A 24,691-nucleotide genomic window follows, 5' to 3' on the forward strand; every position below is an offset into this window, starting at 1 on the left:
ATACTTTCTTTGTGAATAGGAGTCATTAAAGATAAGATTGGGAGTTGGGGGACTATGAGCTTATTTTTTAGACCGGTGGGACGGTTAAATAATACTGATAAGGGACCGGTCGTGCAAGACCGACAAATATTTGAACGTGTTCTGACAAAGTTAGAGGATCAGTCACTAGCAGTGGTACTGCAATTTGTGACCGATATTTATATTCAGGGAGTTCATGAGGGACTTGATTGGCATGATACGGATCAAGATGTGGACTATCAAAGTGTGCAACTGCAAAATGTATGGTTAGGACAAAATCGAGGCCGGAATCTTTTTCAACGGGTAGTCAAAGCGTTGAATCAAGCCGATAGCTTTGAATTTTATATTATGAGTGAAGCGATTACTAAGGTTGTTATGGCTAGTAATGATGTTCAGCAAATTAGTGATCTCGAGTCATTGAGCCGGATTGTATTAAAACAAGATGATCTGTTTGAAATTTTCTTGAGTGGCTGGATATTTGGAAAACAAAGTTACTATTATCAGTCAAACCTAGATCGTTTTGGAATGGATGACGATGCTGCTATTTTTGACCATGCAATGAAACAGGCCAGTGATGAAGCTAATCAACTTGGGTACACTGAATTTGATGATGATGAAACGCAGGCTTATTTTATGGCGTGTATTTTGAACGTACTAGAATAATAATTTTTATGGATTAAGTATGAAAGCCTAGACAAAAATTTTGTCTAGGCTTTCATACGTTAACGTGTCCGAAAAACAAAAAAATTTAATTTTTTTATACGTACGTATTGCATGCCCGTGTAACATGTAATACTATGTAGGAAATAAAAGTATTCGTTGGCTTGTACATCTCTATTACTGGTAAGTATTGGATAGCAAGGTGGATTTTTTACAAAATATGGGATGTTGTGCATTGTATAATCGAGGAGAAGCCGAGGATACTGGGTTAATTACAAAATATAATTGGTGAAAACTTGGAAATCAGTAATCAAAAGGGGTAGAAATTATGGGAGATTTTGACAAGAAAAATCGGCAACTAGTATATGATCAAACAACTCGGCGGGTACATTTTAAGCTGTATAAGGCCGGGAAGGTGTGGCTTGCTGCTGGTTTAGCAACTTTTACCTTTGGGGTCACGCAAATGGTAGGAACGACAACGCTACATGCAGCTACTGTCAGCGAAACGCAAACTACAGTTGATAACGGTCTCCAGCAAAGTTCAGTTACATTGTCAGAGAGTGCTGCTACTGCCAGTAGTGCTGCGGATTCAGCAGCCGATAGTTCAGCTAGTACAGTAGTTAGTACAGATAGCGCGAGTGCGGCTGATGAATCATTAAATGAATCAAGCGCAGCTAGTGTTGCGAGTCAGTCGGAAAGTAATGCGAGCAGTGCAACGAACGGGAGCACGGCTGATGTTGCTGCAAGTGCTGTAGCAAGTGGGGATGTGAGCAGTAGTGCAAGCGGGCAAAATACTGATAGTAGTGCATCGAATGTAACCGCTTCGAATTCAACATCTGCATATGGGTCTCCACAAACCAAATCTTTAGTAAAAGCGGCTGTGGCGGCGACTACTCCAGCAACAAGTAGTGCGACAGATCCGTTGCCAGCTGGTTTCAGCGTGGGTGAACCAACATATCCAGATGGTGTTTTTCACTATGATGAAGATAGTGACTGGTATACATTTGCTCAAATCGGAATAGATTCTGGCACAACAATCACATTTGCCATTGATCGGGCAACCCAATCAAATATTCAGGTAGGGACGGTTAGTGTAACCGACGGAGTGGCGTCGATTAGTGCAGTTCAGGATCTGGCAGCAGGGAAAAGTACCTACGGTGGCGCAATGATTTTTAATGAAGACCAAGCCATTGATGTTGTAGTACCAAGTTTAAATAACATTAACTATATATTCGATGTGTATGCGTATAGAACTGGAAACACTCATGGATGGGGTAGCTATGCATTTTTAAAGCCTATTCTTCAAACCCAAACAACAGAGTACGTTGATCAAGATGGTAACCAGATTGCTGATCCAGTTGTTATGACCGGATTATCAGGTCAAAGTTATACGACTAGTCCCTCAACTCAAATTATGGGGTATAACCCAACTGCATCTGATAATTCCACGGGTTTTATGTCACCTTTTACTACCAATGGACAGACTTTTGTAGAAGTTCTATACAATAATGATGGCAGTAAAAAAGCTACATTAACTTATACAGTTGATGATTATGAAACAGGAACCATGGATTATGATTTTGAACTAGCGACATCACCAACTACAGAGCACAAAGGAACACTCAAATATGGTGAGTTCATACAGGTCGGAACTTACAACGTTACAAATCCTTATCTGCCTCAAACTACGACGATCACATATACCTACGATGCTTCAGATGTGAACGTCACGGTAAAGTATGTGGATGAAAATGGGAACGCAATTGCTGCGGATGGGATTGCCACTGGTAAATTTAAGCAGGCGATTACAATTGAACAACCAAATATTACTGGATATACGTATGATCAAAATTACACAGTTTCGGATACTGATAATGCATCACAGTATACTGTGACGGACTACACAGGAGAAAATGTCGTGACGCTGCACTATACGACTGATGATGAAAATGTCGTTATTTTGCACATGGATAGTGACGGTAATTTATTGAATGATGCCACGATTGGAACGGGTAAGTATAATCAAATATTTACGGCTGACGCCACGAATGACAAAAGCTTTGATATACCAGGTTATCGTCTCGATCCAACTTCAAATTTAGCAGTTAAGATTGGCGCTGGACCTAATTTAATAAATCTGAAATATGACAAGTTGTACACGGCGACGATCAACTATGTCGATCAAAATGGCCAACAAATTGATAGTAGCTTATTAAACAATGCTGCTACGACACTCAGTGGCATTGTTGGTGAAAATTTAATAATTACAAGTCCGAAAATTACGGGGTACACTGCATACGCAGACAATCCAAGTTCGTATACTGTCATTGCTAATGAAACAACCATCACGCTACGCTATGTTAAAACAACCATGACTGTTTCAGTTAATGTGACACCAACGGCAGACGGTACGAAAGTAACGGCGACGGTTGTGGATGGTGATGGAAATTCGGTGAATGCAGGGCAACCAATTGACCCGAATGATCCAACTGGGCCAAAATGGCCTAGTAATTTAACAACCGATGAAATTACGAATCCGGTGTTGGCATCTAGAAATGCAAATGACTTAGATACAGTGGTTATTGAAACGGTTTATCCGTATACGCTTAGTGCGGATGGGACCACTCTAACAAAGGGGCAAAGTAGTATCCATGAGGTCTACTTCGTAAGAACGGCGACTGTTGATTTTAGTGATATTAAGGCACCTAAAATCACGTTTGGAGATTGGACGCCAGCGGTTGGTTTAGATATGCAGAATTTAATTGCGAGCTATGGTGCTGATGTAATTGGATCGGATTTAATTCCAGCGATCAACTATGAAATGGCATATGCACCAAAAATTAAAAGCGGACAAACCGTTTTGGCATACGATGGTAGTGGTGCTCAGATTCAAATGAAGAGCATGACATTTCAAGGACAATCATTTACGGGAATACCAGCAGTTGAGGTCAGTGCTGATAGCGATGATTTGACCTATTACGTTGTATCCTTCAACTCAGATCAACTTTCCAAGCAGTTTACCCGGACGATTCATTTCCAAACTGCAGACGGAACGCAACTAAAACCTGATACGCAACAAACTGCATCATATACGGTAAAAACTAGTTTAGATGTCAGTGCTCCTACAAATCCGAAACTCATAAGCACAGTGGTTTGGACCGATAATAATGATACTTTTGCGGCAGTAACCGCGCCTGATATTCAAGGCTATACGGCTACTAATGGAGTTCAAAGTCAAAAGATTAATCAAACAGATAAGGTAGATAGTGAAGCAACCATCGTGTATACAGCCAATTCGGTAACAGCTGATGTCACAATTCCAAGTAATATTGGTAATCAGACGGTGACGGGTGTTGTTGGGACAGTTGGAGAAACGATTGCGGTTCCAGTTCCAGTCATTGAGGGATACACGGCCAATAAGACCACGGTGCCAGCAACAGTAAATCCGGATGGGACAATTACGACAACGGAGACGGTCACTTATACTGGCAATTCGGTTGATTATGAGATTATTCCCGTTGATAATGCAGGTAATCCGTTGTACGGTACTAGTCCGATTGTAGAAACGGGGTTAGTCGGTACAAAGATTACGGTTCCGAATATTCCGGGATATACGCCTGTTGCAACAAATCAATTGGTACCGGCGGACGGTAGCAGTGTAGAAGTTACCTATATACCAATTAATAACTACGGTATGGTTGGTGAAAATGATAATGCTGAAGTTGCAACGCCGGTAAATTTGAAGGAGAAGGTCCAGCAACCAGCAGGCGTTAATGCGAATGGTCAAACGGTGACGATCACGCCAGTAGATCTTAATGGCGATCCACTTTATGGTCAAACACCGATTACGATTCCAGGCGTAGCCGGCTATGAAGTAACGGTACCGGAGATTCCGGGTTACACGCCAGTTACGAACACGACGGTAACCACGAATGGGATTAATCAAGTTGTATACGTACCGAACGCTAATTATGGGACCGTTGGTGAAAATGAATCAACTGATGATGGCGCGATTGTCAGTGATCCGAGTCATGTATACCGAAAGGGACAACAACCAGAAGGTGCATTCATTGATATGAACGCTGGACATATGTTGCCTGATGATACAGCAGAAGTATCAAATACGCATGTTTATAAAAAAGTCCAGCAACCGGACGGAGTCAACGCCAACGACCAAACGGTGACGATTACGCCAGTTGATCTAAGTGGCAATCCATTATACGGCCAAGCACCAATTACGATTCCAGGAGTGGCAGGCTACGAAGTGACAGTACCAAATATTCCAGGCTATACACCAGTCACGGATACAACCGTGCCGACGAATGGAGTTAATAAAGTCGTATATATACCAAAGACAGATAATGGAACCGTCGGTGAAAACAACGCGACAGATAATGGTGCGATTGTCAGTGATCCAAGCCATGTGTACCAAAAAGCTCAACAACCGGGCGGGGTTAACACTGATGGACAAACGGTAACAATTACGCCAGTTGATTTAGATGGCAATCCATTATACGGCCAGACACCCATCACGATTCCAGGAGTGGCGGGCTACGAAGTAACAGTACCGGAAATTCCGGGATACACACCAGCCACGGGTACAATCGTGCCAACGAATGGGGTTAATAAAGTGGTGTATGTGCCCAACACTGATTATGGGACCGTTGGTAAGAATGAAACGACCAATGATGGAACGATCGTTAATGATCCGAGTCATGTGTATCAAAAGGTGCAGCAACCAGAAGGTACATTTATTGATATGAACGCTGGTCACGTACTACCTGATGATACGGCAGAAGTATCCAATACGCATGTTTATAAAAAAGTCCAGCAGCCCGACGGCGTTAATGCGAATGGACAGACCGTAACGATTACGCCAGTTGATCTGAGTGGCAATCCGTTATATGGCCAAACACCGATTACGATTCCGGGAGTGGCCGGCTATGAAGTAACAGTACCGGAAATTCCAGGATACACAGCGGTCACGGACACAACCGTGCCGACGAATGGAATTAATAAAGTGGTGTACGTACCAAACGCTAATAATGGCACCGTCGGTGAAAATAACGCGCCGGATGATGGCGCAATTGTCAGCGATCCAAGTCATGTGTACCAAAAGGTACAACAACCGGACGGCGTTAATGCGAATGGCCAAATGGTGACGATCACACCAGTTGACCTGAGCGGTAATCCACTATACGGCCAAACACCGATTACGATTCCGGGAGTGGCCGGCTATGAAGTAACAGTACCGGAAATTCCAGGATACACCCCAGTTACAGGCACAACCGTGCCGACTAACGGTGAAAATAAGGTCGTATATGTACCAAAGACAGACAATGGCACCGTCGGTGAGAACGACACGCCGGATGATGGCACGATTGTTAGTGACCCTAACCATGTATACCAAAAAGTTCAGCAGCCAGCAGGAACTAATGCGAATGGCCAAACGGTGACGATCACGCCCGTTGACCTGAGTGGTAATCCATTGTACGGCCAAACACCCATTACGATTCCAGGTGTAGCCGGTTATGAAGTGACAGTACCGGAAATTCCGGGATACACCCCAGTCACGAGCACAACCGTGCCGACCAATGGAGTTAATAAAGTGGTGTATGTGCCCAATGTTAATAATGGCACCGTCGGTGAAAACAACGCGCCGGATGATGGCGCAATTGTCAGTGATCCAAGTCATGTGTACCAAAAAGTTCAGCAGCCAGCAGGAACTAATGCGAATGGCCAAACGGTGACGATCACGCCCGTTGACCTGAGTGGTAATCCACTATACGGCCAAACACCGATTACGATTCCAGGCGTGGCGGGTTATGAAGTGACAGTACCGGAAATTCCGGGATATACCCCAGTCACGAGCACAACCGTGCCGACCAACGGTGAGAACAAGGTCGTATATGTACCCAAGACAGACAGTGGCACCGTCGGTGAGAACGACACGCCGGATGATGGTGCAATTGTCAGTGATCCAAGTCATGTGTACCAAAAAGCACAACAACCAGCCGGTGTTAACGCTGATGGCCAAACGGTGACAATTACACCAGTTGATCTCAGTGGTAATCCACTATACGGTCAAACACCCATCACAATTCTAGGTGTAGCGGGTTATGAAGTGACAGTACCGGAGATTCCGGGATACACAGCAGTCACGGACACAACCGTGCCGACCAACGGTGAGAACAAGGTCGTATATGTACCCAAGACAGACTACGGCACCGTCGGTGAAAATGACACGCCGGATGATGGTGCAATTGTCAGTGATCCAAGTCATGTATACCAAAAGGTACAGCAACCGGACGGTGTTAATGCGAATGGCCAAACGGTAACGATCACGCCAGTTGACCTGAGTGGTAATCTACTATACGGCCAAACACCGATTACGATTCCAGGCGTAGCCGGTTATGAAGTGACAGTACCGGAAATTCCGGGATACACAGCAGTTACGGACACAACCGTGCCGACCAATGGAGTTAATAAAGTGGTGTATGTGCCAAACGCTAATAATGGCACCGTCGGTGAAAACAACACGGCGGATGATGGCGCGATTGTCAGTGATCCAAGTCATGTGTACCAAAAGGTCCAACAACCGGACGGTGTTAATGCGAATGGTCAAACGGTGACAATTACACCAGTTGACCTGAGTGGTAATCCACTATACGACCAAACACCGATTACGATTCCGGGAGTGGCCGGTTATGAAGTGATAGTACCGGAGATTCCGGGATACACAGCAGTCACGGACACAACCGTGCCGACGAATGGGGTTAATAAAGTGGTGTACGTACCAAACACTAATAATGGCACCGTCGGTGAGAATGAAACAAATGATGATGGTGCAATTGTCAGTGATCCAAGTCATGTGTACCAGAAAGCCCAACAACCAGGCGGCGTTAATACCGATGGTCAAACGGTGACGATCACGCCAGTCGATTTAAGTGGTAATCCACTATACGGCCAAACACCGATTACGATTCCAGGAGTGGCCGGCTATGAAGTAACAGTGCCGGAAATTTCGGGATACACCCCAGTTACAGGCACAACTGTGCCGACGAATGGAATTAACAAAGTGGTATATGTTCCCAATGTTAATAATGGGACCGTCGGTGAAAACAACACGGCGGATGATGGGGCGATTGTCAGCGATCCAAACCACGTGTACCAAAAGGTACAACAACCAGCCGGTGTTAATGCCGATGGACAAACGGTGACACTTACACCAGTTGATCTAAGTGGTAATCCACTATACGGTCAAACACCCATCACAATTCCAGGTGTAGAGGGTTATGAAGTGACAGTACCGGAAATTCCGGGATACACCCCAGTTACAGGCACAACTGTGCCGACCAATGGAATTAACAAAGTGGTGTATGTACCAAACGTTAATAATGGGACCGTCGGTGAAAATGAAACAAATGGTGATGGGGCGATTGTCAGTGATCCGAACCATGTATACCAAAAGGCACAACAACCAGCCGGGGTTAACACTGAAGGCCAAACGGTAACGATCGCGCCAGTTGACCTGAGTGGTAATCCACTATACGGTCAAACACCCATCACAATTCCAGGTGTAGCGGGTTATGAAGTGACAGTACCGGAAATTCCAGGTTACACAGCGGTCACGGCTACGACCGTGCCTACCAATGGGGAGAATAAAGTCGTGTATGTACCAGTCAATGGAGGCTCTGTAGACCAAAATGGGACTCCTGAAACAAGTGAACCAGTTACGGATCCAGATCATGTCTACGAAAAAGATCAGGTGCCAGACACTGATGTACCATTTGTCGACTTAGCCACCGCCACAGTGACGATTACACCGGTAGATGTGAATGGCAATCCACTGTACGGACAGTCACCGATTAAGGTGCAAGGGGTGGCTGGGTATCCCGTTACTGTACCGAATATTGCTGGGTATACACCAACTGAAACGACAATCATTGCTACTAATGGCGTAAACGTTGTCACGTATATTCCTAATAGAAATGCAGGAATTGTGCCTAATGATAGTGGTGAAGTGGCAACCAATGTTCGTGTGTATGAACGAAACCAAAGCCCAGATACTGACGTACCACATACTTCAGTGACGGCGATTACAGAAAAGCAAGCGCAAAATTCGATTTCGACAACTGAAACCGTGCTTGATGAAAGCAACCAATCTGGCACACCATCAGCGTCTCAATCAAATAGAGATCATTTGTCAGTAAGTGCAGCTCGTTTGCCGCAGACTGATAATGCAAGTAACTACCTAGGAAAACTGGGAGTTATAATGCTAAGTGTGGTCAGCTTGATAACGGCCCTGGGAGCACGAAAAAAGAAAGATTCCAAAATGCATGATCATGATTAAGAAATGCTTGTCGCATTGCGAATCAAGAATCGTTATTTAACTCAAAAAACGGAATCAAATTCAGTTGTCTAGCTGAATTTTGATTCCGTTTTTGAGCTGCTTGTTTTTAAAAATTTGGTTGCATGTGACCAAAACATTAATTTAGATGATCGTAATAGATGACTTTAGGCGTTTGTTCGTCTGAAAGAATGACTTTTGTAATGCTGCCGTTTTGAGTCGGGTACCCCGTATCCAATTCTGGCGCGTATCGAGATATAATCGAGCGAATCGTGTTTCCATGAGAAACAACGACAATATTGTCTTGGTCTGCTGAATTTTGAAGTAGCTTGTCAAAACCATGGTTTAAGCGTTTCCAAAACATATCATTATTTTCAGCATCCCCATAGAGATCGGCTTTGTGAATTAAATCGCGAGCACGCTCGAGTCCAAATTTTTGCATAATTCCAGTTTCAGTAGTCGTTTGAACTTGTTCTCCCACGAACTGCCACATTTGGCTGAGATCATTACCTTCGAAGTAACCGTGGCATTGTTCGCGTAATTCTGGAAACTCATAGGAAATTAAATGAATATTTTCTGGATTTTGCTTCAAGATAAGTCGGAGTGTTTCAACTGCGCGACCAGAATCACTACTAAAACCTGCCGCAAATTTGACGTTTGCTAATCGTTGACCAGCACCAATGGCATCTTTGATCCCTTTGTCGGTGAGGGGAGAGTCGATCCAGCCTTGAACTTTATTGTAACGGTTTAACATAGTTTGACCATGTCGTACAAAATACGCGGTGATAGTTTTCATGATGATAGTCCCTCCTAATAGTTTATGTATTCACTAGAGCAACGATCGGAAACGGTAGCCACTTACTGAAAATAAGACTCCTGCTATAGGATAACTGTATCACACTAGAAAAGAATAAGTAAACGAATACAATTCTTGAATTAAAATAACCTCAATCCGATAAGTTAAGATCAATTCATTGAAAAAAACGTGGGCGAGTACTCTCTGTTTTAAGAGAAAACTAGCTCACGTTTCTGTTTAGTCGCGCCAATCAAATTCAGCTGGGACAATATTTTTACCTCGAACTTGTGTGCCATTACCGTTTAAAATTTCAATTAAAATTTCAGCACAACTCGCACCGATCAAGAATGGGTTCTGATGAATGAGCTTGATTTCGGGAGTGAGTGCGTGAGCAAGTCTGGTATCAGCAAATGCAGTTACCTGAAATTGTTGTGGGTCGATGACTTTTGAGACAAACAAAGGCGCAATAAATTCCAACAACCAGCGTTCTTTTAAGGCAAAAAGGAGCGTCTTTTCATTTGTTTTTGAAATAAGCTGCATGAGTTCTGCTTTTACTTGTTGGCGTTGGTAAGATTCTTCGGGAATGTTAATCACATCTATTTTTTCAAAAACATCTTGAATACCACGAAAACGCTCGCGTCGTGTGGAGGCCGCTGAGACGTCAGATGAGAGGACAATGACGCGGGTGAAACCGGCCCGGTAGAAGTAAGTTGCGGCACGCTGTGCAGATGCATAGTTATCGGTAATCACTTCTGGCCAAGAGGACTTCTCTAGTTCCCGGTCTGCAACAACGATTGGAATGTCACGTTTCACTTGTTGGCGAATGGTATCCGCAGTGTCTGTTAGCGGTTGTAAAATCAGACCATCAAAATTATTTTGATTAATCGAATTCAAAAGTTCATTTTCGCGCTGATTGTCCGAATCAGAATCAAATAGGACCCCGGTATAATGATGACTTTCAAGGATCGAATTTGCACCCTTAAAAAGTTCAGTCGAAAAATAATCATCGATGTTAGCAACGGCAACGGCAACGATTTTGCTCGAATGAGTGACCATTTGTCTAGCGGCTGAATTCGGAACGTAATTTAATTTAGTGATGGCTTCCTTGATGGTTGCTGCAGTTTGAGTCGACATTCGGTTGAGTTCACCGTTTAAATATCTGGAAACCGTTGCAATAGAAACATTTGCAAGTGAAGCCACATCTTTCATGTTGGCTCTTTTTTTTACTGTCAATATAATCACCAGTTCATTTTCTTAGTAATTTCATTTTACTCCTTGATTCAAAATAGCACTAGAAGAAATATTGTTCTCACCAAATTACAGGGTATAGGTAAAGGGTTACCAAAACAAAGTGCAGTGTAAAAGATACGTAAACTATTGATTTAAAAGGGATTAAAATCAATTAATATAAAACGCTTGCTTTTTTATAGGAAAACGTTTACCATAAAACTCGTAAATTTGAAAGCCGTTACATGTGGCAACTTGGAGGTAGAAAATGGACAAACGAACAATCATAGATCCTGATCAATTTGCAATGCAATTTGCTAAATCAAACTATGCAAAGGGATTTAATGAAAAAGAAGTCGTCGTAGAAGCTAAAAAATTTTTACTGAGCTATTTAACTGCTTATTATTTGATTCAAGATTTTGATGATACTGAACGACAAAATTTTGAACAAACAACTGATAAAAAATTTCAGGATATGAGTTTTGAGGAACTGATGAATAAGGTAATTCATCTTAATAAATATTAAGGAGTGATTTAATAATGGATATTATTTTAAATACTTGGGTTTTCGAGGATCGGGTTAAATCAGGTGTTGGCCAGGCTGAATTAGTCGAAAAAGCTGCGCAACTCCATGCTGATGGGTTGGAAATTCGGCGGGAATATTTTAAGGATTTTGCCACAGAGATGCCTTTAATTGCTCAAAAAGTTCGGGAACAGTCGTTAATTCTTAACTATAGTGTTCCGGACGAAGTCTTTTTACAAGATGGGTCATTTAATCCGAAACTTAAGCAATATTTTGATGAAGCACATGCAATGGGAGTTACCAAAATCAAATTTAATACCGGCAACTTTGCAGATTTTCATGGTGATTTGGCCGCAGAACTGAAGCAACTACCACTTGATGAAATTCAAATGAATGTTGAAAACGATCAGACAGCCATTTCTGGAACTGTAACGGCAATTGAAACGTTCCTAACGGCTGCTAGAGAAGTCGGAATTAATGAAATTGGGTATGTCTACGATCTCGGTAATTGGGCATTTACGGGTGGCGACGCGGTAGAAGCCGCGAAAAAACTGGGAAAATATACTCATTACATTCACTTGAAGAATACGATTAAAAATGAAACCGGTTTAGTAACGTCCGACGATTTGGATGATGGCCTGTATGACTGGCGTAAATTAATGACCATTCTTCCACAGGATCAGATGGTCGCCATTGAATTTCCAATGACCACGGATGAACAAATTAGTCATCAGATTGAGCTACTTCGGAACTGGAAGGGGCGGTAGTGATGAGTTCAACAGTAATTGCGATTTTACTTCTTCTCTCGTTCTTTGGATTTATCTACTACATCGTTAAGGGCGGCAATTTGATGATCGGATTTTTCATTATGGCGATTCTCTGGTCAATCATTGGGATGATTCCGTTTCAAACTGCAATTCAGAAGGTTTTTGCTGAACCAGCCCTCAACTATGGGCCAACAATTATGTATATCGTATTTGGGTCGTGGTTTGGCCGGGTACTGGTTGATAGTGGGATTGCGCCAGCAATTTCTGAAACCACCAATAAAGTTGGTAAACGGCGCCCACTGATTGCGGCAATATTAGTTGTTTTGGTCACTTCGTTTATTTTTATCAGTGCTTATGGAGTAGGATCGGTTATTGCCATTGGTGTAATTTTGCTGCCAATCTTGCTTTCAATTGGGTTACCACGTGATATTGCGCTAACAGCATTTGCTTTAGCTGTCGGTGCACCAATGTATTTGAACGTTGTTTTATACAATCAAATTAAAGCTTTTTTCCCACATGCACATTATGGCGGCACTTACCTTCAGTTTGGTTGGATTGCGATGGGCATTCAGATTGTACTGATTATTATCTTCTTGGTTTTGAATCGAAAAAAATTTGATGCAAGTCATGCAGACGAGAATTTAGCTAAGATTGGTGCCCTTGAAAATCAGGGCACTCAGGAAGGTAATAAAGTACCGAAGATCGCTTTTATTGTGCCAGTGATTCCAGTGTTGATGAACATGTTGTTTCAGTGGGATGCCATTCCTGCACTTACATTGGCAACCTTAATTGCGATTGTTTTAACCGGGCATGCACGCCACTACAAGGGATTTGTGAAATTCTTGAATGATACGATCCAACAAGCAATCTCAGATATTGCAGGATTGATCATGTTCTTGATGGCTTTGATTATGTTTAGTGGGGCAGCCTCAATGAATGCGAACCGATTTAAGCCGCTTTTCGAAGCAATTTTACCGCATGATCATCTAATTTTGGCATTAGCCTTAGGAATTTTTGCACCATTAGCCCTATTTAGAGGTCCTTTGCATGTCTGGGGAGCCGGTGCCGCGACAGCAGCAGTTTTGTCTGGAACCGGATTGTTCAGCGATGCCTTCCTATTACCATTACTATATGTACCAACCTTGATGGCTGTTTCGACAGATATCACACAATCTTGGAACGTTTGGGGTCTGGATTATATGAAAGTTCAATCAAAGGACTTTTTGAAACGAGGGATACCGATTATGTGGATTGTGTCGATTGTAAACGAGCTGTTAGTTTACCACTTCTTTGGGTAACGAAATGATAAATAAGAAATGAGGAATATAAAATGAGTGAAGTTATTACAATTGGCGAACCAGTGGTCACGTTTGCCGCTACTGACCCGGATGTCTCGCTAGCGAAGGCCGAAAATTTTAAGAAAATTTTGGGTGGTGCCGAATTAAATGTTGCGATCGGTATTCGTCGATTAGGTCATAGCGTTGATTATTTTTCACAGGTGGGAACCGATCCACTGGGCGACTATGTGATTGATACAATTAAAAATCACCAAATTGGAACCGAGCATATTAGCCGGGATTCAGAGCATTTTACGGGCCATCAACTAAAACAGCTCGTCACAGTTGGGGATCCGAAAACATTTAACTACCGAAAAGATTCAGCTGCTTCTCATCTACAGAGTCACGCTTTAGAAGATATCGATCTAAGTGATGTTAAATTTGCCCACATGTCTGGTATCTTTCCAGCAATTTCAGCAACGGCCGAGAAATCGTTCCGAGTTCTGTATGAAAAATTACATCAAAATAAAATTCCGACCACGTTCGATCCTAATCTCCGGCCATCGCTTTGGGGTGACCAAGAGCGAATGATTCGAACGATTAATGAGTTGGCAACGAACGCCGATATCGTGTTACCGGGTGTAGATGAAGGGGAAATTTTGATGGGATCTCGTGATCCTGAAAAGATAGCTGATTTCTATTTAAAGAGTCCAAAAACATCGGTTGTCATGGTTAAGGTGGGTGCTAAAGGGGCCTTTGTTAAAACTAAAAAGCAATCAGGTCAACTGATTCCAGGTTTCAAAGTGGATCAAGTTGTTGATACAGTTGGTGCTGGCGATGGATTTGCCCTAGGTGTAATTACGGCACTTCTTGAAGGAAAGTCACTGGAATTGGCGGCGTTACGCGGGAATGCCGTTGGTGCGATGCAGGTTCAAGTTTTAGGGGATAATGAAGGTTATCCAACTCGCGAAAAATTACTGCAATTTTATAAAAAACAAGGGGTAGAAGAAAAATGAAATTACAAGTCGCAATTGATCGTGTTGATTTAGAAACTGCTAAACGATTGGTCCAGCAGTTAGACGGGGTTGTAGATATTATTGAACTTGGAACATCCCTAATTAAAGATTACGGATTTTTACAACTCAAAAAAGCGTTTGCTGGAACATGGCATTCGGAACTGTTGTACGATGGCAAAACTATCGATGAGGGTGTATACGAGTTCGAAAAGGGGTTTGATGCGGGGGCCGATATTTTAACCGTGATGGCTGCTTCATCAGTCGATACCTTGACCAAGGTATACGATGTGACACAACAACGGAATAAACAGATTTTTATTGACTTGATGGAAGTTAATGAAGAAAAAATTCAAACGATTCAACATTTTGAACATGCAATTTATGGACTGCATCATTCAAAGGATTCGGAAAGTACGTTTGATGCCGCGGATTCAGTGGCTCATTTTCAAGCAACTTTCCCGACAATTAAGCATATTTCGGTTGCAGGGGGCATTGATTTGACGACAGCTCAAAAATTGGCTGATCAAGGAATCGTTGATTCTGTAATCGTTGGAAGCAAAATTGTCAAAGATGAAAACCCACTACAAGCGGCTCAAAAATTTATGGAGGTAATTCGTTAAAATGACACTAGTGAATGACGTAATGAGTGAAGTTGATCATGTGATGGCAATGGTCAGTCTCCCAGAGGTAGAACAAGCAGAAAAATTAATTCAAAAGGATAAGCGAATCTTTGTATTAGGGGCAGGCCGTTCTGGCTTTATGGCAAAGGGATTTGCGATGCGCTTGATGCAAATTGGTTTTCAAGTATATGTGATCGGTGAAACCATTACACCATCAATTCAAGCCGGCGATGTCCTGATTTCGATTTCGGGGTCTGGGAAGACATCCAGCATCCTAGAACTGACACAGCGTGCTAAAGATGACGGCGTGACCGTGATTGGTGTGACTAGCAATGCCGCTTCACCACTTGGCCAGGTAGCAGACGCGGTGATTACAGTGCCGGGTGCAACTAAAAATGGTAGTGGCATTGACTCAATTCAACTATTGAGTACATTATTTGATCAAAGTGTCCACATCACTCTCGATATTGTATGTTTACAACTGAGTCGACGTGATCACGTGTCGAACGATGATGCTGCCAACACCCACAGTAACATGGAATAGCAACGACAAAAAAGGCTATTACTTGCATTCATGACAAGTAGTAGCCTTTTTTAGTAGTCTAAGTCGAACCAAACAGGGGTATTTGTATCGTTCAGCGGTACTAGTGGCGTACCTTCGGAATTAATGAGTGGAATATCGCCCTGTACCGCCCAAGCAATAATGGTTGCCGCGGGATAGCCCATTTTTACCGTGCAAGCGGTTACGGTGGTGGCTTTTTGATCGTAATAGAGTTCGCACAGGTCGTTAATATGTTTCGAACGGTTTTCAACGTTGATCTGGCGTGCGTTGTCATCAGTAATGGCGACCACTGGTTGTCCATGGTCATCGAGTAAGGGGATGTTTCCATCCAACGCCCAGCGTGTTACGGTTGGTAGCGTGTATCCGGTACTACTGACGACGTCTGCTAATGTATTATATTTTTCGTCGTTAAAATTCTGACGCAACAGCATAATATTTTGATTACGTCGTTCGTTACTAGCTAAGCCTAAGTCGTCAAGTTTTCCCATTGCAAAACACCCCTAAAGTCGCGTTAATTAGTGATCCTATTATAGCATGGAACTCTAAAGATTTGAGTTTTGTGTCAAAGTGGGCCGACTTATTTAAGTGCCTGCTGTAAAAGCGGCAGTAAGACTACGGCATTGTTATGCTCACGGTCCTTGGCTGCGTATAATAACACCACATTTTCGGGCTGGTCATCTTGAATCTGTTGCGCCAACTTTGTTACAGCGCCACTTTCAGTTAACTCTTGTTCAAATCGAGTTTTAAACTCTGAAAATCGTTCAGGATCATGACCAAACCACTTCCTTAGTTCGGTGCTGGGTGCGATTTCTTTATCCCACAGGTCAAGTTTAGCATCTGTTTTTTTGATTCCGCGTGGCCAGATTCGGTCGATTAAAATGCGAAAGCCGGTTGGTTGGTCATCATCATAAATTCTGGCGGTTATAATCGTCATTGTCGACACCCCCTTCATAAGGATATTGTACCCGCTTTCAGATATCATGGGTAGCAATTCGTTTCAAAAAAGACAGCCCACGGGAAGGAGGGCTGCCAAAAAGAGTATCCGTCACGGGTCATCGTTGGATGACTGGTGACATGCTAGAGTGAACGTCGACCGATCTAGTAAGCAAATTAGGAAGATCTTAGCGGAATACGTCAGTTATTATTGCGGCGTCCGATGGTAAAGGGTGGATGGCAGCTAACCGTAGTCGGCTGCTTTTTCCAAACCACTGACGAGAGTTGATTAAAAATTTGAGCATTTAGCTCAGAGAGCAGTATACCGCAGTTAATCTTAAATATCATCATTACTTTAAGTGGGTGGTTTGATCACTTAACGTCTCACTCGTCAGCAGTGAACCAGTACTTCGTGCGACGATTTGAGCGGCTAACTGGTTTGCATGTTGAATGGCTTCTGGAAGAGAATCACCAGCTAATAAGTGGGCCATGAGGCCGCCACAATGGGTGTCACCAGCGCCGATGGTGTTAACTACCGTCGTTGAGACTGCGGGGATGATTTTAGCGTGGCGACCGTCATAGTAATAGGTTCCCCGCGCTCCGAGCGTCACAATTACTGGACTATGAGTGCGATGGAAAATTGCAGCAGCTTGTTGCTCCAACGTTGGTTGATCTGGAACTAGTAATTGAATTTCGGTTGCGTTACCATGCACAATCACATGATCAGTTAAAAGTTGATCAATCGTGCGGGGCGATAGTCGACTAATCCAGGGTGAGGCGTCAAACAGTAAGAACGATTCTACTGACCGCCGGGCGAGGGTCGTCAGTAAGACATCAGCGGTAGCCTGTTCAGCGAGTTCGTAGCCACTGAGATAAATGTACTTGTATTCCGATAAATCGGTGTTATAAAACCAGTTGGGGCTCCAGTGCTGGTCGACGCCTGGAATTGTTAAGAAACTTCGCTCACCATTTGGTTCGACCATTGAAAGATCCCAGCCGTTGTCACCGGCCTTGACGGATAGTTTAACTGGAATTTGATGTTGATAAAAATAGTCGCGAACAAGGTTAGCATAGTGCCCGGTGCCGATGGGGACGAGCAGATCTGCCGGCGCATGGCAGTGGGTGGTTGCACCGTAAACGTTGAATGCTGAACCGCCAACTCGGTAGGATTGTAGGTTGCCACGCACATCAGTACCAGTTGTGGGGAGTTGTGGAACGTCGACGATGACGTCGACGTATGCAGCGCCAATAATTAATATTTTTTGCATTAAATTCGACCTCGTTTAAATGTTTTAACGATCAGCATACAGAAGATAGCGACTACAGCTGAAAGAAAAACACCCAAACTATTATTGCGAAAGATGCCATGGGCAAATGGGCCATTCCAAATGGCGTTGTTTGTGAACAGAAAACCGGTTGCTGTGGCCAAAATCCAAGATAAAATACCACCGAAATTATAGTGAACCAGTGAATCTTGTTTGACCAGTTGGATATCATAGCCGTGCCGCCGAAACATGATGCTATCACACAGGAAGATGGCGACCCAGCTAGCTAAACAAATCCCCAGAAAATTAAGGAAAATTTCAAAGTTACTGAGGAAGTTGCCTGAAATAAAGAGGACGTAAATTGGAATTAGAATCACGATGGCACCGTGAATCAGAAGGGACGTTGGTTGAGAGACATGAATGCCAATTGTTGCCAAGTTAATGCGGGCGGAACGAAACGAAATGATACATTGAGGAATTAGTCCACCGGCGGCAACTAGAAAGTAAATTACACCAATCCAGCTTGGAAGTGCGGCATACATGACACCAAAAGGATCGCCGGTAGTTGCGAGCGAGGGTTCGATGGTACTGAGTAGAATTCCACCGGCCATCAGAACAAACATTGGAACGGCACCGCCGAGGGTTGTATTCCAAAAGGTTGCTGCGGGACGGGTTTGTGGGTTAACGTAGGCGCCCCAATCTGCGGCTGCCATCGACCAAGAAATACCGGATCCAGCCGCTACGATGCTGATAGCGGGAAGTACGCCTGTTATCCAGTTGCCGGATGGAAGCGCAAAGGCAGCGTGCCAGTCGGCTTTAACAAGAAAAAGAATCAGAATAACAACGGTCAAAATACCAAAGATGTAACTGAGCCAGGTTTGAATTTTAGCGAGTGTGTTTTCCGTGAGTAACCCGGAGCAAATGACTAAGCCGCCAAAAATAATTAACGCAATGGCCTTAGTGACCGTATTTTTTTCAACGTGAATTACATTAAAAAGTGATACTAACAGTAGTGTTCCTGTAATGACGTTGACCGCGAGCCAGCCAACCATATTGAGCCAAGCAATCACGTTGGGAATTTTATTACCGTAAATGCCATATGCTGCACGACTAAGTTTGAATGTTGTGATGCCTTCTCGTTGGCCAATCATGGCAACCCAACCTGGGGCTAAGAACGACAGTGCACCGATTAGGGCGGCGATCATGGATTGAGTAAATGACAGATGATAATTGACGATCATGGCCCCAAAAACGAAGCCCATGATACCAATGTTGGCGGCAAACCAGTTGTAAAATAGTTTGCCCGGAGTGAGTGTTTTTTCTGAATTGGGTACTTTAATAAAATCGTCTTGCATTGAAATTAAATTCTCCCTTAAACGTTTTTTATAGGGTGGCAGTTAAAAGGTGTTGCCCATATTTTTTGAGATCATGGGTGGGATTCTTTTCGTCAATCAAGCGAATCCAAGTTGGATCAATTGATGCAATCCCATTTTTTGCGCCACAGATCGCAGTGGCCATTGCTCCGATTGTATCCGTGTCACCACCTAAATTGGCACACATCACGGCGCATTTTTTGACGTCTTGCGTGTAGTACGCAATCGCAAGCGCAGCTGGAATACTTTCTGAAATCATTGTGCCCGTCCCAATTAGGGTGTATATGGCATGGCTGAAAGCGACGGCATCATTTGTGTATTGGTGCGCGAGACGTACGCCTAACTCGGTTCGTGCACGGACTTGTGCTGCCCAAGTGGGCGCTCCGAGCTGCCGAGCTTGATCACTTGGGTTTAGGGCAAAGGTGATGAGATCTTCCCACGAGTAGTCGGCAATACCGGCGGTAACGGCTGCGGCAATTGCGGTTGCACCACTATAGGCGACATCGCTAGAGTGGGTCATTTTGGTGATCTCACACACCATTGTCACTAGGGCGTCACAATCAGCGGGGGTAAATAAAGTCCCGATTGGGGCAATGCGCATTCCGGCCCCATTAGTTAAGGCCTTTTTAGTAACATCGGTCGGGTCTTCGTGATGACGAATCGCTAATAATGCAGCTTTACTGCTAGGACCCAAAATATTGTTGTGCCACGCATCGACTTCATTGGCCCATTGCATGATATGATCTACAAGACAAGCTTGATCGGGGTGCCAGTCGGTTTCAATTAAGGCATCAATAATAGCAAGTGCTTGATTGGTGTCGTCGGTGTATTCGCCCTTAGTAAAGTTGCAGGCAACGTTGTTGGAACTAGGCCCATCAAGAAATTCCGTGATAGGGTGTTTAAAGTACGCATGGATTTGTTCAATTGGCCAGAGCTCGGAAGGCATTCCGAAAGCGTCCCCGATGGCCTGACCGTACAGGGTACCTAAGATATGATCTATGTTACGCATAAAATATTGAACTTCTTTCTAAAAGAGTTAATCGCATCTGATGGAATTTCCCGGGCCCAGGATGAATAAAAAGGAGCTTTAAGCGTCATCAGATGAAACGTTGTAACTAATGGTTATTGCTAAATACAGTTATCATTTAGCAACAACACTATAAGGATACCAGACCTGTCAAGACAGGTCACGAATAAAATATTTTGGAGGCCTAATGAAGTGGACCTAGTTTAATTTAAGTTCGTGTTTTATTGTAAAATAAGCTGATAATAGCGTTACATAACTATGATTATATTATTAACACGAACAATATTCTTAAATACTAAAAAATAATTTGTATTTTTGTGATAAACGAGGTATGATGATTTTGCACTTAATACTACACATCAGAGAAAGAGGTTGTTAGGATTATGTCAGATTATTTCAATACAGTTGAGGAAGCAATGGATCGTTTGAAGCAGGGTGGTTTCATTATTTTGTCAGATAATGAAGATCGCGAAAACGAAGGTGATCTCGTCGCACTTGCACAAGATGTCCAAGCAGATATCATTTATGATATGTTGCATGAAGCCAATGGATTAATGTGTGTACCAGTCAATGGTGAGATTGCGCAAAAGTTAGGCATTCATGATATGGTGGCCAATAGTACCGATCCCCACCAAACACCGTTTTCAGTGACGATGGACGGCACTTTTGAAGCAACGGGAGTTACAACAGGGGTTTCGGCATTTGATCGTGCTCGAACTATCCAACATATTGCGGATGATAAGGCTCAAGCAAGTGATTTTAATCATCCAGGCCATATTCAACCTTTGATTGCACAGCCTAATGGGTTGCGTGATCGTACAGGACACACGGAAGCGGCCGTTGATTTAGCCCTACTAGCCGGAAAGGCGCCAGCTGCAGTGATTATTGAAGTCCTCAAATTCGATGGCACGATGGCAAGAAGAGATGATTTGAAACAGTTATCCGACAAACTGGACGTGCCATACATTACGATCGATCAAATTGTGAAGTATATGGATGCGCAACATATTCAAAGTGCCAGCCAATTAGTTTCCAGCAAGTAATTGTTAACTGAATTCGGGAAATCAGTTAGCAAAGAGATTGGCAATTAAATAAGAGATAATGAAATGGAGTTGTTACAAGATAACGTAGTCTTGTAGCAACTCCATTTGTGTTGAACAAAAAAAGGCCCCACACAAAAGTGTGAGACCAGCCATTAAATAACGCGTCGAGCAGTATAGCATATTTTTACCAAAAGGAATAGCGCTTGACGATATGGGCAGATCGCTATTTAGTTGTTAAAGTAGCTAATGCTTTTCATTAAAATACGACGGTCATGACCAAACCTGTCTGATCGATGGTTAACTTGTTGGTAATTCATTTGTTCATACAACCCGTTTTTTTCTGTCGCAATATAGGTTGTATCGAAACCTGCTTGGGCTGCAGCTCCCTCAGCTTGACGGACGAGTTCAAGTGTAAGACCGATTCCGTAACCGCGGTAACTCTCATTGACGAAAATCGAACTGACAAATGGGCTGAGTGGGGTAGCTTTGAAAACATCGTTTTTTAATAGCGCACAAAAACCAACAACTTGATCGCGGTCACTAATTACAATGACGCGTTCCCAGTCAAGAAAGGCATGGTTGTGCATAAGGTGTGCGAGATGTTCACCCACGATCGGAGAGCTATTATGAATTTTTTCAGCAAACATCTCCCATTTTGAATCGAATTGGTGCATAACCGTAATTTCCATTGATCAAATTCCCCTTTGATGTTAGATCGATTTATGTATAATCCCCGTGCTTGATAGATGTAATCACCAAACAAGAGATGATTTTAGTCGGATTCCAGTTGACTTGCAACTGGTCGATCAGTTCTAAAAGACAAACATTATGCGGATAAATCAGACAATTAGTACACTTATTTTCAATTGATCGGAATTATTACAATTGTGTAACTCATTTAGCTATAATTAAATTCACATTATATTATAATAAACTAGTGCATTCACGACTAATTCAATCAAAAAAACGACCCCATCCTGAAAGGGTCGTCATTCAAATCATTGCCGCTTCATCTAGTGATGAAGTACATCAGTTGTTATTGCGACAATGGTTTATGTCGGGGTAACGTGCGAAAACTGCACATTCAAACCACTGATGAGAGTTTGTTGCGATAAATATGTTGAGCTGGTTAAGCTCAAAAAGCAGTATATCGTAAAAACCGAATGATTTCACCTATACTTTTAGTATTATTCGTGCTTTGCGTGTCATCCTATCATCGTGAACGTAGGTTTAAAACAAGCCCAAAAGAGATATATAACGATAAGCATTTCAATGGATTCCAGCATTTTTAGGCTTAATTCGAAATAAGATAAGAAATTGATTAACAAACGATTCAAATCACGTAAAAGTATTGAGCCGGCCCATTAAAACGGTTAATATTAAAATTGAAATGATGCAATTATGATTGAATTGCGTAATATTGGGAGGAAATCAAATGAATACGAAACGAATTGTTGGGGCTGCATTGGCGAGTACCATCCTATTCGCACCCTTTGTCGGACAAACAACGGCAGTAGCTGCGGATAGTTTTTATACTAACCAAACAAATGCTGAACGTGCTGACATTACTAACTGGGTTGCCAACACATCGGAGCAAATTGGCAACAACATCAGTGCGCAACATATCAATCTGAACAACCTGAATGGTTCCACTTATGTTATTCAATGGGGAGATACATTATCTGGTATTTCAACCGCGACGGGAATTTCAGTTCGTAAGTTAGCGTATGACAACAACATTGAAAATATTGATCTTATCTATGCTGGCGATACTTTGGTATTAAACCGGTCCGGATATGTGCCTACGGGTTGGACTTACGATGGGGATGGGACCCGGGTTGCTAACACTAAGGTCACAATCAATAATTTTGTAGATAACAGTGATCATTCAGTAACTATTAATGTTTCACCAGTTGCTCCTTCAGGTGAAGGAACCAGTGATGATTCATCAAGTAGTTCAACTGATTATTCTGCACCGTCTGGTAGTAGCGTCTCAGGTGAGTCTGATGATGATTCCGATACTTCAAACGACACAACAACTTCGGATAGCATGGATTCAGACGAATTTTCTGATGCCGTCAGTGAGAAACTGGTTGATAAATTAGGCTTGTCCGAAGATGACGCTGATAAGTTATCAATTGACTTTACTTCATCAAGTGATGACGAGGATACGGAGTCCGATGATGCCGATAGTGATACTCAAACGGTCTACGATGAAGATCAGACGGTCTCATTAAAGAATGATAAGTTAACGCAGAAAAATGCGAAGAAGCTTGCCAACAAGATTTACAAGCAGTTAGATGAAGATGGTAAAACTGCTGATATTACGGATGCTGATGAAATTGAAGTTACAATCACTGAAGACGGTAGTGATTACAATTTCAATGTTACTTTAACAACTGAGTCGGATGAAGATAGTGACAGCGATACCACTGATAGCGAATCAGACTCAACGGAATCAGATTCGACCGATGAAGACACAACTGATGATGAAACGTCAACGCAATCGGATGACCAAGAAACTGATTCTCAAGAAGATAATCAAAATGCAACGACATCTGATGAAGATACGGATACTACGGATTCAGACTACTAATTAAATAATAACGGGGGAGTCATAGGTTATGCATAAGAAAAGATGGACAATTGTTGGGATTATTGTCGTTATTATTCTATTAGTGGTTGGTGGCACATACTGGAATATGAGTCATTCGGTAGCGAAAAAGGTTCCGGGGAACACTTACCGTTATCAAAGTGTTTCTAAAGACAAGGCGTTGTATATTACCTTTGCCCAGAGTGGGGATCAGGTGGTTGTTAACCAAAACAAGAGCACTGCTCTAAAAGCAGCTACTAATTCAAGCGATTTTAATTCGGAGTATCAGACGCAGTCCAAAGATGCAACTTGGACGTATAAGGCTGATGGTGGCACGTTGACATTGGCAGAAACGTCTAAAGATAACAAAGTTTCACAATGGCAATATAATAAGATTTTAGCAACCAGTAAGAAATTTACCTCGCACAGCTTTACCTATCAAATTGCTGATGCTGGGCAAGGACAAGTCAAGAGTAAGACAGTTTTTGAAAAAGTTAATTAATTTAAATAGGTATCTCGTGGTAAGTAGTGACCGTGGGATACCTATTTTTTTATGCTTTTCTATGCTTCAAAAGCATAGAAGGCAAAAATAATAGGCATTGGTAGAAATGAACATCTCAGGATAGACTGATATCTGTAGT

The 24,691-nt window shown here is 42.8% G+C and carries 19 protein-coding genes; 11 read left to right on the plus strand and 8 right to left on the minus strand.

Features of this window, described 5'->3' with window-relative positions:
- The first annotated feature begins 54 nt into the window (after nt 1-54).
- Together FC26_RS04835 and FC26_RS04840 are read left to right on the plus strand one after the other, a co-directional pair.
- Entirely contained in the window at nt 55-681 is a 627-nt protein-coding gene (locus FC26_RS04835; protein WP_057778306.1) for a hypothetical protein, read from the plus strand.
- A 325-nt stretch (nt 682-1,006) separates the two neighbouring features.
- The gene (locus FC26_RS04840) at nt 1,007-9,031 is read left to right on the plus strand and encodes a MucBP domain-containing protein (RefSeq protein WP_057778308.1); all 8,025 of its coding nucleotides are present in this window, start codon (nt 1,007-1,009) and stop codon (nt 9,029-9,031) included.
- A gap of 136 nt (nt 9,032-9,167) precedes the next feature.
- Here the strand turns inward: FC26_RS04840 and FC26_RS04845 are convergent, their stop codons facing one another.
- Entirely contained in the window at nt 9,168-9,824 is a 657-nt protein-coding gene (locus FC26_RS04845; RefSeq protein WP_057778310.1) for a histidine phosphatase family protein, read from the minus strand.
- A gap of 237 nt (nt 9,825-10,061) precedes the next feature.
- Nucleotides 10,062-11,066 (minus strand): LacI family DNA-binding transcriptional regulator, encoded by a 1,005-nt coding sequence (locus tag FC26_RS04850; RefSeq protein ID WP_338045552.1) that lies wholly within the window; start codon nt 11,064-11,066, stop codon nt 10,062-10,064.
- Between the two features lie 253 nt (nt 11,067-11,319).
- Here FC26_RS04850 and FC26_RS04855 point away from each other — a divergent pair, with 253 nt between their 5' ends.
- From FC26_RS04855 to hxlB, 6 genes are read left to right on the plus strand one after another with little or no spacing between them, the layout of a single operon-like run.
- Nucleotides 11,320-11,577, plus strand: coding sequence for a hypothetical protein (locus FC26_RS04855; RefSeq protein WP_057778314.1), 258 nt, complete (start codon nt 11,320-11,322; stop codon nt 11,575-11,577).
- A 14-nt stretch (nt 11,578-11,591) separates the two neighbouring features.
- A complete protein-coding gene (locus FC26_RS04860; RefSeq protein WP_057778316.1) occupies nt 11,592-12,341 on the plus strand; it encodes a sugar phosphate isomerase/epimerase family protein in 750 nt (249 codons plus the stop codon).
- A gap of 2 nt (nt 12,342-12,343) precedes the next feature.
- On the plus strand, nt 12,344-13,639 hold the full coding sequence (locus FC26_RS04865; protein WP_057778318.1) for a hypothetical protein: 1,296 nt from the start codon (nt 12,344-12,346) through the stop codon (nt 13,637-13,639).
- 32 nt (nt 13,640-13,671) lie between these two features.
- On the plus strand, nt 13,672-14,634 hold the full coding sequence (locus FC26_RS04870) for a sugar kinase (RefSeq protein WP_057778319.1): 963 nt from the start codon (nt 13,672-13,674) through the stop codon (nt 14,632-14,634).
- Nucleotides 14,631-15,254 (plus strand): orotidine 5'-phosphate decarboxylase / HUMPS family protein, encoded by a 624-nt coding sequence (locus tag FC26_RS04875; protein ID WP_057778321.1) that lies wholly within the window; start codon nt 14,631-14,633, stop codon nt 15,252-15,254. Before FC26_RS04870 ends, FC26_RS04875 begins: the two co-directional genes overlap by 4 nt.
- Nucleotide 15,255: 1 nt before the next feature.
- On the plus strand, nt 15,256-15,798 hold the full coding sequence (gene hxlB / locus FC26_RS04880) for a 6-phospho-3-hexuloisomerase (RefSeq protein WP_057778323.1): 543 nt from the start codon (nt 15,256-15,258) through the stop codon (nt 15,796-15,798).
- 50 nt (nt 15,799-15,848) lie between these two features.
- On the opposite strand, the gene FC26_RS04885 is transcribed toward hxlB, so the two are convergent.
- The 5 genes from FC26_RS04885 to FC26_RS04905 all read right to left on the minus strand — a co-directional run bounded on the left by FC26_RS04885 (nt 15,849) and on the right by FC26_RS04905 (nt 20,396).
- Nucleotides 15,849-16,304, minus strand: a complete 456-nt coding sequence (locus FC26_RS04885; RefSeq protein ID WP_057778325.1) for a hypothetical protein — start codon at nt 16,302-16,304, stop codon at nt 15,849-15,851.
- Nucleotides 16,305-16,393: 89 nt separating this feature from the next.
- Nucleotides 16,394-16,750 (minus strand): DUF488 domain-containing protein, encoded by a 357-nt coding sequence (locus FC26_RS04890; RefSeq protein ID WP_057778327.1) that lies wholly within the window; start codon nt 16,748-16,750, stop codon nt 16,394-16,396.
- A gap of 349 nt (nt 16,751-17,099) precedes the next feature.
- Nucleotides 17,100-18,017: a PfkB family carbohydrate kinase gene (locus FC26_RS04895; RefSeq protein WP_057778329.1), complete on the minus strand. Its 918-nt coding sequence runs from the start codon at nt 18,015-18,017 to the stop codon at nt 17,100-17,102.
- The gene (locus tag FC26_RS04900; RefSeq protein WP_057778330.1) at nt 18,017-19,369 is read right to left on the minus strand and encodes a purine-cytosine permease family protein; all 1,353 of its coding nucleotides are present in this window, start codon (nt 19,367-19,369) and stop codon (nt 18,017-18,019) included. Before FC26_RS04900 ends, FC26_RS04895 begins: the two co-directional genes overlap by 1 nt.
- A 28-nt stretch (nt 19,370-19,397) precedes the next feature.
- The gene (locus FC26_RS04905) at nt 19,398-20,396 is read right to left on the minus strand and encodes an ADP-ribosylglycohydrolase family protein (protein ID WP_057778332.1); all 999 of its coding nucleotides are present in this window, start codon (nt 20,394-20,396) and stop codon (nt 19,398-19,400) included.
- 401 nt (nt 20,397-20,797) lie between these two features.
- Here FC26_RS04905 and ribB point away from each other — a divergent pair, with 401 nt between their 5' ends.
- A complete protein-coding gene (gene ribB / locus FC26_RS04910) occupies nt 20,798-21,457 on the plus strand; it encodes a 3,4-dihydroxy-2-butanone-4-phosphate synthase (RefSeq protein ID WP_057778334.1) in 660 nt (219 codons plus the stop codon).
- A gap of 227 nt (nt 21,458-21,684) precedes the next feature.
- Here ribB and FC26_RS04915 read toward each other — a convergent pair whose 3' ends face one another.
- On the minus strand, nt 21,685-22,146 hold the full coding sequence (locus tag FC26_RS04915; protein WP_057778336.1) for a GNAT family N-acetyltransferase: 462 nt from the start codon (nt 22,144-22,146) through the stop codon (nt 21,685-21,687).
- A 746-nt stretch (nt 22,147-22,892) separates the two neighbouring features.
- On the opposite strand from FC26_RS04915, the gene FC26_RS04920 reads away from it, so the two are divergent.
- On the plus strand, nt 22,893-24,053 hold the full coding sequence (locus tag FC26_RS04920; RefSeq protein WP_057778338.1) for a LysM peptidoglycan-binding domain-containing protein: 1,161 nt from the start codon (nt 22,893-22,895) through the stop codon (nt 24,051-24,053).
- Nucleotides 24,054-24,081: 28 nt separating this feature from the next.
- Complete coding sequence (locus tag FC26_RS04925) at nt 24,082-24,552, plus strand: hypothetical protein (protein WP_057778341.1); 471 nt, start codon at nt 24,082-24,084, stop codon at nt 24,550-24,552.
- The last annotated feature ends 139 nt before the right edge of the window (nt 24,553-24,691 follow it).

Source organism: Paucilactobacillus vaccinostercus DSM 20634 (assembly GCF_001436295.1).
Taxonomy (GTDB): Bacteria; Bacillota; Bacilli; order Lactobacillales; family Lactobacillaceae; genus Paucilactobacillus; species Paucilactobacillus vaccinostercus.